Consider the following 16,008-nt stretch of genomic DNA (forward strand, 5'->3'; position numbering starts at 1 on the left):
CCTCCTCGATGACCCGTTGGCTCACGAAGTGGCCAGCAGGATCAATGGTCCGATGGTGATGAACAGTCCGACGCCCAACGCGAGCAGGGTCGTGGCGAGGTCGTGGCGGCGGCGCACGATGTGCACCAGCGTCACGATGCCGAAGATGACCAGCGCGGCGGCGACGAGGGCGAAGTAGACGTTCCAGCGCCACAGCTGGACGAATCCCCAGAAGGCGGCGGCGCCGAACACCAGCCCGCCGAGCATCTGGCCGATCAGGATCACCCACTGCATGAGCGGCGAGTACTCCGACGCCAGCGGCGACTCGTCGACGACCGCGGTGTCCGAGTCGTCGGCATCGGTCGCCGTGGCGGTCGTGGCCTTGGCCACCTTGGTCTTGGGCGATTTTGTCTTGGCCGTCGCGGCCTTGGCCGGCTTGTCGGCCTTGGCCTTCGACTTGCGGCGACGGCGGCGCTCGCGCGGCTTCTCCTCGTCCTCGTCATCGTCGACGAGCGGCGCGGCGGCCTCGGCCCCGGCGGGTCGGCGAGTCACCGACGGCGTGACGGCCGGCGCGGCCTCCTCCTCCGCCGTGGCGGCGGCAGCAGCAGCGGCGGGCGCGGCGAACCGGCCGGTGACCGGGTCGACCAGCGGCGCGTGCTCGACGACCGGCACGTCGACCTCGACGAGGTCTTCATCGTCGACCGGGGCGAGCGACGCGGTGTCCTCGGCGGGCGCGACGGCGACCGGCTGGATCGGTCCGGTGTCGGCGTGGGCCACCTCGACCGGCGTGGCGGCCGTGCGGGGCGCGGGTGCCTCGTCGACGGGCTCTTCCGTCTTGGTGCGGCCCTTGGCCTTCGCCTTGCCCTTGTCCTTCTCCTTGCGCTTGCGGCGCGCGAAGAGCCCCTTCTTCTCGGTCGGCTCCTCGGTGGCGATGACGTCGTCGAAGTTGCGATAGGACTCGAAGTCGATGTCGTCCTGGCCGCGGAAGATCGAGCCGGTGGCCGGGGCGCTCTCGGCCGACGCGATCGTGTGGTCGACCGACGGGATCACACCGGTGACGCGGTTGGACTCGGCGGTCGTGGGCTCGGCGGGCTCAGCCGGCGCGAAGGCGGGCATCCCGCTCGCGGTCACGCCGCCGGTGGCCCGCTGGGCGGTCGGACTGGCCGACCGGGGGAACGCCACCCGCGGGATCTCGCCGGTGTCCTCGGCGGCGTTGGCCGCCTCGCGCTTGCGCGCCAGCAGCTCGGATGCCGGGATCGGCCGGGATTCCGGGTCGTCCTTGGCCATGGCTACGTCCTCACTAGTCGTTGTCGTCGCTCGACACCGGCAGGATCGCCAGCTCGCCGTCGAACAGTTCCGAGTCCAGGCGGCGCAGGATCACACCCTCCCGCAGCGCCCAGGGACAGATGTCCAGTGTATCGAGATCGAGCGCGCGCATCGCCGCCTCGGCCACCAGGGCGCCGGCGACGAGCTGACCGGCGCGCGCGGCGTTGACGCCTTCGAGCTCGGCGATGTCGTCGCGGGACATGCGGGAGATGAAGGAGATCAGCTGGCGCAGGCCGCTCGCGGTCAGTTGGCGGCGCACCCGCGGACCGGCGCTCGACGGGGCGGCACCGGTGAGCCGCGCCAGGCTGCGGAAGGTCTTCGACGACCCGACCGCCAGATCGGGTTTGCCGGGTGCCCGCACCTCGGCGGCCACCGGCTTCAGCTCCGCGTCGAGCCAGTCCCGCAGGACGTTGATGCGCCGGCGGTCGGGCGGATCGCCGGGCAACCATTCACGGGTCAGCCGACCCGCCCCGAACGGCACCGACAGTGCGACGTCGGGCTCTTCGTCGACACCGTTGGACAACTCGAGCGAACCGCCGCCGATGTCGAGGGCGAGGATGCGCCCGGCGCTCCACCCGTACCAGCGGCGCACGGCGAGCGAGGTCAGCCGCGCCTCGTCGCGGCCGGAGAGGACGCCGATCTCGACCCCGGTGTGGTCGAGCACGTCGGCCAGCACGTCGTCGGAGTTGGTGGCGTCGCGCACGGCCGACGTCGCGAACGCCATCACCTGTTCGCACCCGGAGGTGCGCGCGATCCGGGTGAAGTCGTCGACCGCCTCCACGAGGTCTTTGCCCGCGTCGTCGGCGAGGCGGCCGTCGGCGTCGATCCGCTCGGCCAGGCGCAGCACCGACTTCGTCGAGCTCATCGGGTTCGGGTGCCCCCCGCGATGGGCATCGACGACCAACAGGTGCACCGTGTTGCTGCCGATGTCGAGGACTCCTAAACGCACGACTCCACGGTAGTGGCTCGCCGACGCGGCGGGTGATTGCACCCGGGCGTGTCTCCGGCGCGCTCCGCGGCCGTTCGGTGGCTACCGTGGAGATGTGCAGCCCGAAGCAGACCTGGATTTTCCGCGCGAGTGGTACGAGTTCGCCGATCCGGACGACCCCGAGCACTGGGTCCGTGCCGATCTGACGTGGCTGTGCTCGCACTGGACCTGTGTGTTCGGCACCCCGGCGTGCCACGGCATCATCGAGGGCCGGCCCGACGACGGGTGCTGCAGCCACGGCGCGTACCTGTCCGACGCCGACGACCGCGCACGACTGGAGGCCAGCGTCGCGATGCTCGGCCCCGACGACTGGCAGTTGCGCGACATCGGCGGCGGCGGCGACCCGCTCGGCCCGAACGGCTACTTGGTCGAAGACGAGGACGACGACGGGCCCGCGCTCAAGACGCGCGTGCACGACGGTGCGTGCGTCTTCCTGAACCGGCCGGGTTTCGCGAAGGGCGCCGGATGCGCGCTGCACGGCATGGCGCTGCGCCGCGGCCTCGAACCGCTGACGGTGAAGCCCGACGTCTGCTGGCAGCTGCCGGTGCGGCGCACCCAGGAGTGGGAGGACCGCCCCGACGGCACGCAGATCCTCGTCGACACGATCACCGAGTACGACCGTCGCGGATGGGGCGAGGGCGGGCACGACCTGGCCTGGTACTGCTCGGGCTCGCCGGAGGCGCACGTCGGCGCCAAGCAGGTGTGGGAGTCCTACGCGCCCGAGCTCACCGAGCTGATCGGCGCGAGCGCGTACGCGGTGCTGGCCGATGCCTGCCGTCGACGCTCTGCCCTGGGTCTCCTCGCGGTGCACCCGGCCACGACTGCCGCCGGCCGGCGTCGGGAGACCGACGTCAAGTACGAGATTCTCTAAAGCCGGGTTGCCAGCGCACCGTCGATGAGCATTGCCACCGCATCGTCGACGCGGAACCCTCTGGAGTATTCGCCCCACGATGGGAGCAGCCGGAGGACGGCGGGGTAGTCGGCAAGGTCGGCCGGGTCGACGGCGTCGTACCACGGCCGCTCACCGGACGCGCGCTGCGCCGCCGAGATCTGGAACTGCAGCTCGGACGCGACGAGATCCCAACACGATCGCCAGAGACCGAATGCCTGCCGGTCATCGAACCCAGCCTCGTTGGCTGCGGCGATGAACTGGTCGGGCAGGGTGAGCGCGGGAAGTCCGGTGAACACCCCTTCGCGAAGAATGCGCACCAGCCACGGAATCTGGCTCAGTTTGTCGTACATGTCGATTGCGAGGCCGACCATGCGGTCGCGCGGACTGCCGGTGATCACTCGCCACTCGATCCGGTCCGCCAGTTCGCCGAGCACCAAGGACATCAGAGCCGCCTTGTTGGGCACGTAGTGGTAGAGCGACATCGGCTTGGAGCCGAGTTCGGCGGCCAATCGTCGCATGCTCAGCGCCTCCGCGCCGTCGCGCTCGATGATGCGCACGGCGGCATCGACGATGGCGTCGCGGTCGAGACGGGCGGCGGGCGACATGCGCCCCATTGTGGCCCATCACAGGCCATCCGTTGGCATCGCCTAGAACTTAGGGTAACCTATCGTACGCGTACGAATACCGTACGCGTACGAACACAACTCGAGGGGATGCGATGACCCGGAACGAACCCGCCGAAACACTGACCGAGACACACTTCGCCGCCCTCTTGGTGACCGTATTCTTCCTGCAATTCCTCGTCGCCCTGGACATGTCGCTGGTCAACATCGCGCTCCCGGAGATTCAGCACGCCCTGGGCTTCACGGCGAGTGGCCTGCAGTGGGTCGTCACGTCCTATCTGCTGACCTTCGCCGGCTTCATGCTGCTGGGCGGGCGCCTCGGCGACCTCGTGGGACGGCGCAGGGTGATCATCACCGGCCTGATCGTGTTTGCCGCCGCAAGTCTGGTGGGCGGATGGGCGACGTCGGCCGGCATGCTCATCGCCGCTCGCGGGCTGCAGGGCGTCGCGGGTGCGTTGCTCGCGCCGGCCGCCCTCGCGCTGGTGACCACGGTGACGGACCCGGTCCGGCATAAGAAGGCGATGGGCATGTGGGGCGGCGCCGGCGCAGCGGGCGGCGCCGTTGGCGTCGTGCTCAGCGGTCTCCTGACCGACTGGTTCTCGTGGCGCGCGGTGCTGTTCATCAACGTGCCGATCGTGCTAATCGCCCTGCTGGGCGCGCTACGCGGAGTTCCCCGCGACCGGGGCGAGGCAACGGGCCGGCTCGACGTTGTCGGCGCAATCCTGGTGACCGCCGGCGTCGGCTCCCTCGTGTACGCGGTGAGTTCGGCCGGCGACCACGGCTGGTCCTCGCCCCGCTTCCTCATCGGTGCAGTCGTGGCGGCGGTGCTGCTGGCCGGCTTCGCGATCGTTGAGCGCAGCGCGCCGCATCCGCTGATGCCACCCGCGCTGATGCGCCGCCGCAGCATCCTGGGGGCCAACACCTTCGGCTTCATGCTTGCCGCCGGCCAACTCGCCGCGTTCTACTTTGCGTCCCTTTACGTGCAGACGGTGTGGCACGTCGATCCCGGGATCGCCGGCACATTGTTCCTCCCGTTCTCCGCCTGCGTGTTCGTCGGCATCGTGGTCGGCAACAAGCTGGCCGCCGCTATCGGTGCGCGCCGGACGATGGTGCTGATGGGAGCTGTGACCGCAGTCGGGCTGTTGCTGTTCTCGCAGATTCCCGCCGAATTCAACTTCTGGCTCGGCATCTTGCTGCCATCAGCCGTGACCGCGATCGGCCTGGGCGCCGCAATGGTGCAGGTCGGGGTCGTCGCCACCAGGGGCGTGTCATCCGACGAGGTCGGCATCGCCTCGGGCGTGGCGAACAGCGCGCGCCAGCTGGGCGGCACGATCGGCCTGGCGGTACTGGTGACGATCGCCAGCCATTTCACCGTCCCACGTGAGGGCTTCTTGACCGGATTCGCCGTCGGTGCGCTCTTCCTGTTCGTCGGCAGCCTGCTGGCCTGGGTCATCCTGCCGCGCGATGACGCGGCAACTGCTGAACCTACGTAAGCCTCAGAGCGCGGCAAGGAGACGCCGTGCGACTTCGGGCACGATGTCGCGGAAGTTCGACGCCGCCTTCTCATCGCCGGCCGACCGAATCATGATGGCGACGACCACCCGCCGGCCGCCGGGCCCGAAGACGACACCGACGTCGTTGGTGGTGCCGTAATCGCCGCCGCCGGTCTTGTCGGCGCTGGACCACCCGGCGGGCAGGCCGGGCCGCATGGAAGAGGTCTCGTTGCCCAGCATCCACCGCGCGAGCTGCTCGCGTCGGCCGGCACCGAGGATGTCACCGGTCAGCAGCGCGGTGTACCCCGCCGCGAGTGCCGTCGGCGTCGACGTGTCACGCGGATCGCCGGGGACGGCGCTGTTGAGGTCGGTCTCCCAGCGGTCGAGCCGGGTGCGGTCGTCGCCGATGCTGCGCGCGAAAGCGGTGATCGCGGGCGGCCCGCCGATGGTCCGGAGCAGCAGGTTGCCTGCGGTGTTGTCGCTCTGCTGCAGCGCCGCCCGGCAGAGCTCGGCAAGCGTCATCGACCCGCCGACGCGCTGCCCGGTCACCGGCGAGTACTCGACCACGTCACCCGGGGCGATCGTCATCGCGTCGTCGAGGGTCAGCTTTCGCGCATCGGCGAGCTGCAGCACCCGACCGGCCGCGTAGGCCTTGAAGGTCGAACAGATGGCGAAGAAATCGTCGGCGCGGTGGACGATTCGGTGGCCCGACACCAGGTCGCGGGCGTAGGCGCCGATGCGTGCACCGTGCCGACGCTCGAGGTCGACGAGGCCGATGCGACGCTCACGGCGGTCGCATCCCGCGGTGGACAGTGCGGCGCCGACGGTCACCGCGAGCGAGCCGGTGAGCGCCGCACGGCGCGAGAGAGCCACCCTGGGGTCAGGCTTCGAGTTTGTAGCCCAGCCCGCGCACGGTCAGCAGGTAGGTCGGCGTCGACGGATCGGGTTCGATCTTGGAGCGCAGCCGCTTGACGTGGACGTCGAGGGTCTTGGTGTCGCCGACGTAGTCCGCGCCCCACACCCGGTCGATCAGCTGGCCGCGCGTCAGCACCCGGCCGGCGTTGCGCATGAGGAACTCCAGGAGGTCGAACTCCTTGAGCGGCAACGTGATCGCCTCGCCGTTGACGCTGACCGTGTGCCGGTCGACGTCCATCCGCACCGGGCCGGCCTCGAGGACGCCGTCGACGAGTTCCTCGTCGGCCGGGGTGTCGGCACCTCGGCGCAGCACGGCGCGGATGCGCGCGATGAGCTCGCGCGCCGAGTACGGCTTGGTCACGTAGTCGTCGGCGCCGAGTTCGAGGCCGACGACCTTGTCGATCTCGGTGTCGCGCGCGGTCACCATGATCACCGGGACCGACGACTTGGCGCGCAGTGCCTTGCAGACCTCGGTGCCGGACATGCCGGGCAGCATGAGGTCGAGCAACACGATGTCGGGGTTGGCCCGGTCGAAAGCGGCCAGCGCGGCGGCGCCGTCGTTGATGACGGTGGCCTCGAAGCCCTCCTTGCGGAGCAGGAACGCCAGTGGGTCGGCCAACGATTCCTCGTCTTCGACGATGAGAACGTGCGTCACGAAACTTCCTCTTCCCTCTTGTCTGTGGGTTCGGTGGCTGTGGGGGCGGCGTCGACGACGCCGGCCTGCGGGATGGCGAGCGTGAAGGTCGACCCGGTGCCCGGGCGGCTCCACACGCTGATCGTGCCGGAGTGGTTGGCGGCGACGTGCTTGACGATGGCCAGACCCAGCCCGGTGCCGCCGGTCAACCGCGAGCGCGCCTGGTCGACGCGGAAGAAGCGCTCGAAAACGCGCTCCTGGTCGGCCTGCTCGATGCCGATGCCGCGGTCGGTGACGGCCATGGCGACCATCGGGGCGGCCTCGGGCTCGGCCGGCTCGATCAGGCGGCGGCTCACCGAAACGGTGGTCCCCTCGGGGGAGTAGGCCACGGCGTTGGACAGCAGGTTGTTGAGCGCGGTCAGCAGCAACGGGCGGTCGCCGTACAGCTTCAGCCCGGAGGGCTCGTCGCTGTTCAACGTGATGCCGGCGGCCTCCGCGGGGATCTGCGCGACGGTCAGGGCCTCGTCGATCAGGCCGTCGACGTCGACCGGCTCCAGCTCGGCCGTCTCGCCGCCCTGCAGGCGCGACAGGGAGATCAGCTCGGTGACCAGGTTGCCCATCCGCTTGCTCTCGGACACGATCCGCGTACCGAAGTGGCGCACCGAGTCGGGGTCGTCGGCCGATTCGAGGAGCGCCTCGGCGAGCAGGCCGATCGCGCCGACCGGGGTCTTGAGCTCGTGGCTGACGTTGGCGACGAAGTCGCGCCGGGTCGCCTCGACGCGCACGTTCTCCGAGTCGTCGTCGCCGAAGATGATGGCGAAGCGCATGCCGCCGCGCTCGACATAGCGGGCCAGGCAGCGGACCGACAGCACCGGGTGCGCCGCCGTGGCGCGGGCGGTGGCCAGGAAGCCGGCCGTGGTCGGCGGCGGCACGAACTCGAACCGCAAGTCCTCGCCGGTGCGCAGCACTTCCTCGGCGCGCGACATGACGCCAGCGTTGAGGTCGTTGTCGGTGACGAGGCCGAGCTTGACGGCCGCTTCGTTGTAGAGGGCCAGGTCGCCGCTCTCCTCGACCACGATGACGCCGTGTTCGGAGCGGCGGACGATCATTCGCAGGATGTCGCTGCGGTCCTGCGGCGTGAGGCCCTCGGGGGCGGGCGGGGCCGCCGGCAACACCGAGAGCGGGGTGAGCGGCTCATCGAAGAGGAAGGCCGGTTGGCCGAAGAGGATGCGTCCGATGCCGATGCCTCCGATGAGCGCAAGGGCGATCGCCGCGACGATCCAGGCAACGGTCACACCACAAGAGTACGACGAGCAGGTTCGCAATACCCAGCCCGCCGGTGGAAATTCGGCCCGCGTTTACCCGGCGTTCGCCGAGTAGGTGGTATCGGAGCTCAGTCCTGGGCGCGGACCAGGTCCGCGTACTCCGGGTGCTTGGTGACGTAGCTCTGGATGTAGCTGCACACCGGGACGATCTGCTGGCCGTTGGCGCGCGCGTCGTCGAGGACGTACTTGACCAGCTGGCCGGCGAACCCGCGGCCGCCGAACTGCTCGTGCACGACCGTGTGCGTCAACAGCATCGTGTTCGGCTCAGTCATGTAGTCGACGTAGCCGATCGACTTCTCCGTGCCGTCTTCATCGAGGAACGCCTCGTAGCGCTCTCGGGCGGGCTGGTGGTCAACGCGGAGATCGGACATATCGCCAGCCTAGCGCGCGGGTCGCGGCCCCCGCCAGGAATTACTTCTGGCCCTGGGCGGCCACGGCGGCGGCACCGGCGGCGGCCGCTTCGGGGTCCAGGTACACGCCCTTGCCGGTCGCCTTGCCGTCGCTGTCGAAGTCGTAGCGCAGCGGGTTGCCGGTCGGGATGTTGAGCTCGGCGATGTCGGCGTCGGAGATTCCCTCGAGGTGCTTGACCAGTGCGCGCAGCGAGTTGCCGTGCGCGGCGATCAGGACCGTCTTGCCCGCGCGCAGGTCGGCGGCGATGGTCTCGGTGTAGTACGGGATCAGCCGCTTGACGACGTCGAGCAGGCACTCGGTCAGCGGCACGGTGATGTCGGCGTAGCGCGGGTCCCCGACCTGGCTGTACTGGTCGCCCGGGTCGATCGGCGGCGGCGGGGTGTCGTAGCTGCGGCGCCAGAGCATGAACTGCTCGTCGCCGTACTTCTCCTTGGTCTCGGCCTTGTTCAGTCCCTGCAGCGCGCCGTAGTGGCGCTCGTTGAGGCGCCAGTCGCGGACGACCGGGATCCAGTGGCGGTCGGCGGTGTCCAGCGCGATCTGCGCAGTGATGATCGCGCGGCGCAGCAGCGACGTGTAGAGCACGTCGGGCAGCAGGTCGTGCTCGACGAGCAGCTCGCCGGCCCGGACGGCCTCGGCGCGGCCCTTGTCGGTCAATGCGACGTCGACCCAGCCGGTGAACTGGTTGGAAGCGTTCCACTCGCTCTCGCCGTGGCGCATCAGGATCAGGGTGCCGTTGCTCATGGCAGCCATTTTCGCACAGTTGCCCGGTCGATCAGGCGGGTGGTCCGGCGGGGTCGTCGCCCTGCGCCGCACCCTGAACGGGGCGGGTCGGGCGGTATTGCTCGGGCAGCGGCTCGCCCGGCTCGGGCAGCGTTTCCTTGTCGATGAGGTGCTCGAAGGCCAGCAGGTTGTGCAGCGGCTCGCGGCGCGACACCCGCCACGCCCACTCCCGCCGGATCGACGTCGCGAAGCCGAGTTCGAGGAGCACGTTGAAATCGCCGTCGGCGGCCTCGAGGATCTGGCCGAGGACGCGGTCGAGCTCGTCGGGAGTCAACGCGTCGGAACTGATCTGGCCGACGAGGTAGATGTCGCCGATGTTGTCGATCGTGTACGCGACGCCGTAGAGACGACGATTGCGCTGCAGCAGATACTTGTAGACGCCGAGGTGGTTCTCGTCGGGCTGGCGGCAGACGAAGGCCTCCACCCGCGCGCCGTGAGCGGTCGCGGTCAGCAGCACCGTCGTCTTGAGCTTCTTCTCGCCGGGGAGTTCGAGCACCAGGTGCTCGCCGTCGGTGCCGCCCGAGGACTTGCGGTCGAAGGCGATCTCCCGCTCGGTGAGGACCCGCTCCAGCAGGGCCAGGTTGTCGGCGCTGCTCACGGCCGCACCTCCTGGCGGGAGCGCCGGCGCCACCGCATCCGGGTGCCGCGGGCCTGGCGCCTGGCCGCGAGGGCGTGCGCATAGGAGTCGAGCAGGCCGTCGGCGGTCCGGTCCCAGGAGAACTGTTCGGCATGGGCGCGGGCAGCCGTGCCCATCGTCGCGAGGCGGCCCGGGTCGGCAAGGAGCTTCTCGAGCGCGTTGCTCCAATCGGCGGTGCGGTGGCCGTCGACGAGTGCGCCGGTCTTGCCGTCGACGACCGCGACGCCGAGTCCGCCGACATCGGCCGCGAGCACCGGGGTGCCGCACGCCTGCGCCTCGATGGCCACCAGGCCGAAGCTCTCCGAGTAGCTGGGCACGGCGACGACGTCGGCGGCGCGGTAGAGCTGGGCGAGCTTGGGCGCGGGTTGCGGCGGCAGGAAGGTGACGCGGTCGGCGATGCCGAGCTCGTCGGCGAGGTCGACGAGGGCGGTCGGGTGCTCGAGGCCGGTGCCCGACGGACCGCCGCAGACCACGACGCGCAGCGGCGGCTGGCCGGCGGCGCGCGCGGCGTCGATGAGCGGGGCCGCAGCGCGCAGCAGCACGTCGGGCGCCTTGAGGGGCTGGATCCGGCCGACGAAGGCGACGATCGTCTCGTCGGGGTGCAGGCCCAGCTCGGCGCGCGCGGCGTCGCGCGGACCGGGCGTGAAGCAGTCGAGGTCGGCGCCGGGCGCGACGATGTCGATCTTGGCGGGGTCGGCGCCGTACATCGACTCCAGTTCGCCGGCCTCGGTGGCGGTGTTGGCGACGAGGCGGTCGGCCAGCTCGACCACCTGCTGCTCGCCGACGATCCGCAGTCGGGGCTCTTCGACGTCACCGTCGGCCAGCGATGCGTTCTTGACCGCGGCGAGGGTGTGCGCGGTGTGCACGAGCGGCACGCCCCACCGGTTCGCGGCCAGCCACCCGACCTGGCCGGAGAGCCAATAGTGCGAGTGGATCAGGTCGTAGTAGCCGGTCGGCTGGGCCGCCTCGACGCCCAGGACCCCGGCGGAGAAGCCGCAGAGCTGGGCGGGCAGATCGGCCTTGTCCAGGCCCTCGAAGGGACCGGCCTGCACGTGGCGCACGATGACGCCGGGTGCGGCGTGCACGATCGGTTCGTCCGACGACGACGTCGCGCGGGTGAAGATCTCCACCTCGACGCCGCGACGGGCCAGGCGCACGGCGGTCTGCCAGACATACACGTTCATCCCGCCCGCGTCGCCGGTGCCGGGTTGGGCCAACGGCGACGTGTGCACGGAGATGACCGCGATCCGGCGCGGCAGCGCCGGGTTCCGCGACAGTGCTGATGGCATGAGTCCAGCTTAGCCCCGCCGACTGGGCATCAGATTCCGCCGAGTGGGCACCAGATTCCGCCGAGTGGGCGGTCCAACCCCGCCGAGTGGGCGGTGAGGCATCGCCGAGTGTGCGGTGAATCGCAAGACATAATCCGCTAAGTGTCTTATTCTTCATACATGAGTACCTCCGTGACCAGTCCGCCGCGCTTCCGGCTGTGCTCGGGCGAGACCTGGCGCAACCCGTTCCCCATGTACGACGACCTGCGCGCACTCGACCCGGTCCACCGCGTCGAGACGGCGGCCGAGGGCGCCGACCCCGGGGAGTACTGGGTGCTCACCCGCCACGCGGACGTGTGGGCGGCGGCGAGCGACCCGGAGACCTTTTCGTCGGCCCAGGGGCTGACCGTCACCTACGGCGACCTCGAGGCGATCGGCATGGCCGACCACCCGCCGATGGTCATGCAGGATCCGCCCGTGCACACACAGTTCCGCAAGCTGGTGGCACGCGGGTTCACGCCCAAGCAGGTGACCGACGTCGAGCCGCTGGTGCGCTCCTTCGTCGTCGACCGGCTCGACGAAATCGCCCAGTCCGCCGACGACACCGTCGACATCGTCGGACGACTCCTGAAGCCGCTGCCGTCGATGGTCGTCGCGTATTACCTCGGTGTGCCGGAGGAGGACTGGTCGCGGTTCGACGGGTGGACGCACGCGATCGTCGGCGCCAACGCCGCCGGGGGTATGGCCGCCGCGGCGACGGGCGCGGGCAACGCCACCGCGGAGATGCTGGGCTATTTCAGCGAGCTGATCGAGTACCGCAAACAACATCCCGGCGACGACACCGTCTCCGCCCTCGTGGAGGCCGGCAAGGGCGACGACCCCGCCGGGCTGCTGTCGATCCTCGCCTTCACCTTCACCATGGTCGCCGGCGGGAACGACACGACGACCGGCTCGCTCGGCGGCAGCCTGCAACTCCTCGCGGCCAATCCCGATCAGCGACGGATCCTCCTCGACGACCCGGACTTGATCGGCCCCGCCGGCGAAGAACTGCTCCGCCTCACCTCCCCCGCGCAGGGACTGGCCCGCATGACGACTCGCGACGTCGACTACCCCGACACCCCGCGCGGCCCGGTCACGATCCCCGCGGGCCGCAAGGTCCTGCTCTGCTACGGATCGGCCAATCGCGATCCGGCCAAGTACGGCCCGGACGCCGACCGCCTGGACGTGCTCCGCAACCCGCGCACGATCCTCACCTTCAGTCACGGCAACCACCACTGCCTCGGCGCCGCCGCCGCCCGCATGCAGACGCGCGTCGCGCTCACCGAGATCCTCGCCCGCTTCCCCGACTTCGACGTCGACGAGTCCGGGATGCGCTGGGCGCCGGGCAACTATGTGCGCTGGCCCGAGTACATCCCCTTCCACCCGGGGCGCCGCGCATGACCGTCGCCGCGTGGCAGACCGTGCGCACCGACGCCGTCGCCGAGCGGATCCTCGACACCGCCGAACGGATGTACGCCGCCCGCGGCGTCGACGGGGTGACGATGCGTGCGCTGGCCGGCGAGGTCGGCTGTTCGCGCGCGACGCTCTACCGCTACTTCCACAGCGGCGAGGAGGTCCAGGCCGCGTTCGTCGAACGCTCCGCACGACGCCTGGCCAAGGCGGTGGCCGACGAAGTTCCCGCCGGTGATCCGGCCGAGCAACTGGTCGCCGCCGTCACCACAGCCCTGCGGTTGGTGCGCGAGAACCCGGCCTTCGCCAATTGGTTCCGCCCCGACGGGGTGGCGACCGCGGCTCAACTCGCCGTCGTCTCCCCGGCGATCGAAGCGCTCGCCCGAGACTTCGTCGCCGGACTCGGCAGCCCCAACACCGAGGACCGCGCGCACTGGTTGGTCCGCGCGATGCTGTCGCTGCTCAGCACCCCGGGTGCCTCCCCCGCCGACGAGGCGCACATGCTGCGCACCTTCGTCGCACCGGTCGTCGTCGCCTGATTTCGGCGGTCGAGTGGGCACATCGCCGACGTCCACGCTATTCTTTCGGCAACCATTTTCATTAACGGTTTGTGCAAGCCCACGACCACCGCCCCTGGAGGCCCTCCGTGCGTCACCCCCTGCGCCTCGTCGCCGCTGTTGCGATCGCCGTCCTCGCCCTCGCCGCCGCCCTGACCGGATGCTCGACCGATTCCGACAAGAACGTGACCCGACCCCTCGTCGTCACGTCGACGAACGTCTGGGGTTCGGTCGCGCAAGCCGTCGTCGGCGAGCACGGCACCGTCAAGGCGCTCTACAGCTCGCCCGACGGCGACCCGCACGAGTTCACGCCGTCGGCCGCCGACTCCGCTCAGATCTCTGACGCCGACGTCGTGCTGATGAACGGCGCCCACTACGACCAATACCTGGCCGACGCGACGAAGCGGACGCGCACGGTCGCGATCGTCGACGCCGCCGCGCTCCTCGGCATCGAATCGCACGACGACGACCACGACCACGACGGTCACGACCATGACCACGACGGTCACGACCATGGGGATGACCACGACCACGGGCACACCCACTCCGCCGACGCCCCGAACGAGCACGTCTTCTACAGCCTGAGTGCCGTCCGCAAGGCGGCCGACAAGCTCGCCGACGAACTCGCGACGAAGGCCCCCGACCACGCCGCCGACTACCGCCGCAACGCCGCCGCCTTCGGCGTGCAGCTCGACGGCCTGCAGGCGAAGCTGGCCGCCATCGCCGCCAAGCACCGCGGCGCCCGGGTCGCGCAGACCGAGCCGCTGGGCGGCTATCTCCTCGCGGCCGCCGGCATCACCGACGCCGCGCCGCCAGCGTTCACCAACGCCGTCGCCAACGGCCAGTCCCCGTCGGCCGCCGACCGCGCGAAGATGGACGACCTGCTGACCTCGAAGACCGTCAAGGCGCTGGTCTACAACACGCAGTCGACCGATGCGGTCACCGACTCGGTGCGCGCCACCGCGGAGAAGGCGGGCGTTCCGGTGGTGAACTTCAGCGAGTCGCTGCCGGCCGGCGTCACGTCGTACATCGACTGGCAGGGCAAGCAGATCGACGCCCTCGCGCAGGCCCTCGACAAGTGACCGCGGCCCCCGTCGCCCGCCTCGTCGACGCCGAATTGGCGTTCGGCGATCGCGTGCTGTGGAGCGGGCTGAACCTCGACGTCGCGCCGGGCGAGTTCATCGCCGTGCTCGGCGCCAACGGCTCGGGCAAGACGTCGCTCCTGCGGATGCTGCTCGGCCAGATCCAGCCCACCGCGGGCACCGTCGAGGTGACCGGGCGCATCGGGTACGTCCCGCAACAGCATGCCGACGACGCCGACCCGCTCGCGGTCCGCGGGCGCGACATCGTCGGCTTCGGCGTCGACGGCGGGGCGTGGGGCATCGGCTGGTTCGGTCGCAACCGGCGCCGCCAACTCGTCGACGCGGCGCTGACCGAAGTCGACGCGACCGCTTTCGCCGACCGCCCTTTCGGCCTGCTGTCCGGCGGCGAGCAACAGCGCCTGCGGATCGCCCAGGCCCTGACCCGCGACCCGCAGTTGATGCTGTGCGACGAACCACTCGCGAGCCTCGACCCGGGCAGCCAGCGCCGCGTGCTCAGCCTGCTCGACCAGCGTCGCCAGCAGGCCGACACCGCCGTCGTGCTCGTCACCCACGAGATCAACCCGGTGCTCCCCTACGTCGACCGCGTCCTCTACCTCGTCGACGGCCGGTTCGCCGTCGGCACCCCCGACGAGGTCTTGACGACCGAGGTCCTCTCCGACCTCTACGGCGCACAGATCGACGTCGTACGCGTCGATGACCGGATCGTCGTCCTCGGTACCGAGGAAGCCCGGCACTGCGAGCAGAGGCCGGTCCATGGGTAGCTTCTTCACCGAGACCGCCAATCTCCTGAGCCGCGACTTCGTCCACCAGGCACTGCTCGCCCTGGCGCTGCTCGGACTGCTCGGCGGGGTCATCTCGCCGCTGATCGTCACCCGACAGATGTCGTTCGCCGTTCACGGCATCAGCGAACTCACCGTCACCGGTGCGGCCGCCGCCATGCTGGTGGTCGGCGCGGCCAGCGCAAGCCTGAACACCGCGGTGAACGTCGGTGCGATCCTCGGCGCCGTCGTCGCCGCGCTGACTTTCGGCATCCTCGGCAACCGCGCCCGCGAACGCGACTCGGTGATCGGCGTCGTGATGTCCTTCGGCCTGGGCCTGGGCGTGCTGTTCCTCGCCCTGCAGACCAACGTGCGCCAGGGATTCGCCCTGCTGACCGGCCAGGTCGTGAGCGTGAGTGCCGAGCGCCTGATCGGCGTCGCGATCACCACCGGGGTCGTGTTGCTGGTTCTCGCCGTCGTCTACCGCCCGCTGCTCTTCTCGTCGGTCGACCCGCGGGTCGCGCTGGCCAGCGGCGTGCCAACGCGCTGGCTGTCGATCCTGTTCGCCGTGCTCATGGGCCTGGCTTGCGCACAGGGCGTCCAGGTCGTCGGCGCACTGCTCGTCATGTCCCTCGTGATCACGCCGGGCGCAGCGGCGATGCGGCTGTCGTCGAACCCCGCGGTGGTCACCGGACTGGCGATCTTGTTCGCCGAGACCGCCGCCATCGGCGGCCTGATCCTGTCACTCGCCCCCGGCCTGCCGGTGTCGGTGTTCGTCACGACGATCTCGTTCGTCATCTATCTGGTCTGCCGCTGGATCGGCCGGGACCGCGTGCGCGACGGCGTCTGAGCTTCTCCCGATTCTCTTGA

General features: G+C 70.3%; 17 protein-coding genes. 7 read left to right on the forward strand and 10 right to left on the reverse strand.

The genetic code is table 11. The annotated features are described in order from the left end of the window. Window positions 1–21: 21 nt before the first annotated feature. A complete protein-coding gene (locus QM728_RS12580; RefSeq protein WP_415032345.1) occupies window positions 22–1,266 on the reverse strand; it encodes a hypothetical protein in 1,245 nt (414 codons plus the stop codon). Between the two features lie 13 nt (window positions 1,267–1,279). Further along, window positions 1,280–2,254 (reverse strand): hypothetical protein, encoded by a 975-nt coding sequence (locus QM728_RS12585; protein ID WP_415032346.1) that lies wholly within the window; start codon window positions 2,252–2,254, stop codon window positions 1,280–1,282. 94 nt (window positions 2,255–2,348) lie between these two features. On the opposite strand from QM728_RS12585, the gene QM728_RS12590 reads away from it, so the two are divergent. After that, window positions 2,349–3,164, forward strand: coding sequence for a hypothetical protein (locus QM728_RS12590; RefSeq protein WP_415032347.1), 816 nt, complete (start codon window positions 2,349–2,351; stop codon window positions 3,162–3,164). Here QM728_RS12590 and QM728_RS12595 read toward each other — a convergent pair. Continuing rightward, window positions 3,161–3,790 carry a TetR/AcrR family transcriptional regulator gene (locus QM728_RS12595; RefSeq protein ID WP_415032348.1) on the reverse strand — a complete coding sequence of 210 codons (630 nt, stop codon included), beginning with the start codon at window positions 3,788–3,790 and terminating at the stop codon, window positions 3,161–3,163. The two genes, QM728_RS12590 and QM728_RS12595, sit on opposite strands and share 4 nt — an antisense overlap. 113 nt (window positions 3,791–3,903) lie before the next feature. Between QM728_RS12595 and QM728_RS12600 the strand changes: the two genes are divergently transcribed. Continuing rightward, entirely contained in the window at window positions 3,904–5,301 is a 1,398-nt protein-coding gene (locus QM728_RS12600; RefSeq protein WP_415032349.1) for an MFS transporter, read from the forward strand. A 3-nt stretch (window positions 5,302–5,304) separates the two neighbouring features. Here QM728_RS12600 and bla read toward each other — a convergent pair whose 3' ends face one another. From bla to mshA, 7 genes are all read right to left on the reverse strand, one after another. Continuing rightward, complete coding sequence (gene bla / locus QM728_RS12605) at window positions 5,305–6,174, reverse strand: class A beta-lactamase (protein WP_415032350.1); 870 nt, start codon at window positions 6,172–6,174, stop codon at window positions 5,305–5,307. Between the two features lie 7 nt (window positions 6,175–6,181). Then, window positions 6,182–6,871: a winged helix-turn-helix domain-containing protein gene (locus QM728_RS12610; RefSeq protein ID WP_415032351.1), complete on the reverse strand. Its 690-nt coding sequence runs from the start codon at window positions 6,869–6,871 to the stop codon at window positions 6,182–6,184. Then, window positions 6,868–8,145: a sensor histidine kinase gene (locus tag QM728_RS12615; protein WP_415032352.1), complete on the reverse strand. Its 1,278-nt coding sequence runs from the start codon at window positions 8,143–8,145 to the stop codon at window positions 6,868–6,870. Before QM728_RS12615 ends, QM728_RS12610 begins: the two co-directional genes overlap by 4 nt. Before the next feature lie 98 nt (window positions 8,146–8,243). Beyond that, window positions 8,244–8,546: a GNAT family N-acetyltransferase gene (locus QM728_RS12620; RefSeq protein ID WP_415032353.1), complete on the reverse strand. Its 303-nt coding sequence runs from the start codon at window positions 8,544–8,546 to the stop codon at window positions 8,244–8,246. Between the two features lie 40 nt (window positions 8,547–8,586). After that, complete coding sequence (locus QM728_RS12625; RefSeq protein WP_415032354.1) at window positions 8,587–9,327, reverse strand: phosphoglyceromutase; 741 nt, start codon at window positions 9,325–9,327, stop codon at window positions 8,587–8,589. Window positions 9,328–9,358: 31 nt separating this feature from the next. Beyond that, on the reverse strand, window positions 9,359–9,964 hold the full coding sequence (locus QM728_RS12630; RefSeq protein WP_415032355.1) for a YbjN domain-containing protein: 606 nt from the start codon (window positions 9,962–9,964) through the stop codon (window positions 9,359–9,361). Further along, the gene (gene mshA / locus QM728_RS12635; protein ID WP_415032356.1) at window positions 9,961–11,292 is read right to left on the reverse strand and encodes a D-inositol-3-phosphate glycosyltransferase; all 1,332 of its coding nucleotides are present in this window, start codon (window positions 11,290–11,292) and stop codon (window positions 9,961–9,963) included. Before mshA ends, QM728_RS12630 begins: the two co-directional genes overlap by 4 nt. Window positions 11,293–11,451: 159 nt before the next feature. On the opposite strand from mshA, the gene QM728_RS12640 reads away from it, so the two are divergent. The 5 genes from QM728_RS12640 to QM728_RS12660 all read left to right on the forward strand — a co-directional run bounded on the left by QM728_RS12640 (window position 11,452) and on the right by QM728_RS12660 (window position 15,988). Beyond that, a complete protein-coding gene (locus QM728_RS12640; RefSeq protein ID WP_415032357.1) occupies window positions 11,452–12,711 on the forward strand; it encodes a cytochrome P450 in 1,260 nt (419 codons plus the stop codon). Then, window positions 12,708–13,259, forward strand: coding sequence for a TetR/AcrR family transcriptional regulator (locus QM728_RS12645; RefSeq protein ID WP_415032358.1), 552 nt, complete (start codon window positions 12,708–12,710; stop codon window positions 13,257–13,259). The genes QM728_RS12640 and QM728_RS12645 overlap by 4 nt, the downstream gene beginning before the upstream one ends. Window positions 13,260–13,366: 107 nt before the next feature. Then, window positions 13,367–14,359, forward strand: a complete 993-nt coding sequence (locus QM728_RS12650) for a metal ABC transporter solute-binding protein, Zn/Mn family (protein ID WP_415032359.1) — start codon at window positions 13,367–13,369, stop codon at window positions 14,357–14,359. Then, window positions 14,356–15,141: a metal ABC transporter ATP-binding protein gene (locus QM728_RS12655; RefSeq protein ID WP_415032360.1), complete on the forward strand. Its 786-nt coding sequence runs from the start codon at window positions 14,356–14,358 to the stop codon at window positions 15,139–15,141. Before QM728_RS12650 ends, QM728_RS12655 begins: the two co-directional genes overlap by 4 nt. Further along, the gene (locus QM728_RS12660) at window positions 15,134–15,988 is read left to right on the forward strand and encodes a metal ABC transporter permease (RefSeq protein WP_415032361.1); all 855 of its coding nucleotides are present in this window, start codon (window positions 15,134–15,136) and stop codon (window positions 15,986–15,988) included. Before QM728_RS12655 ends, QM728_RS12660 begins: the two co-directional genes overlap by 8 nt. Window positions 15,989–16,008: the final 20 nt, after the last annotated feature.

This window comes from Gordonia sp. (in: high G+C Gram-positive bacteria) (genome assembly GCF_047602025.1).
In the GTDB taxonomy this organism is placed as follows: Bacteria; Actinomycetota; Actinomycetes; order Mycobacteriales; family Mycobacteriaceae; genus Gordonia.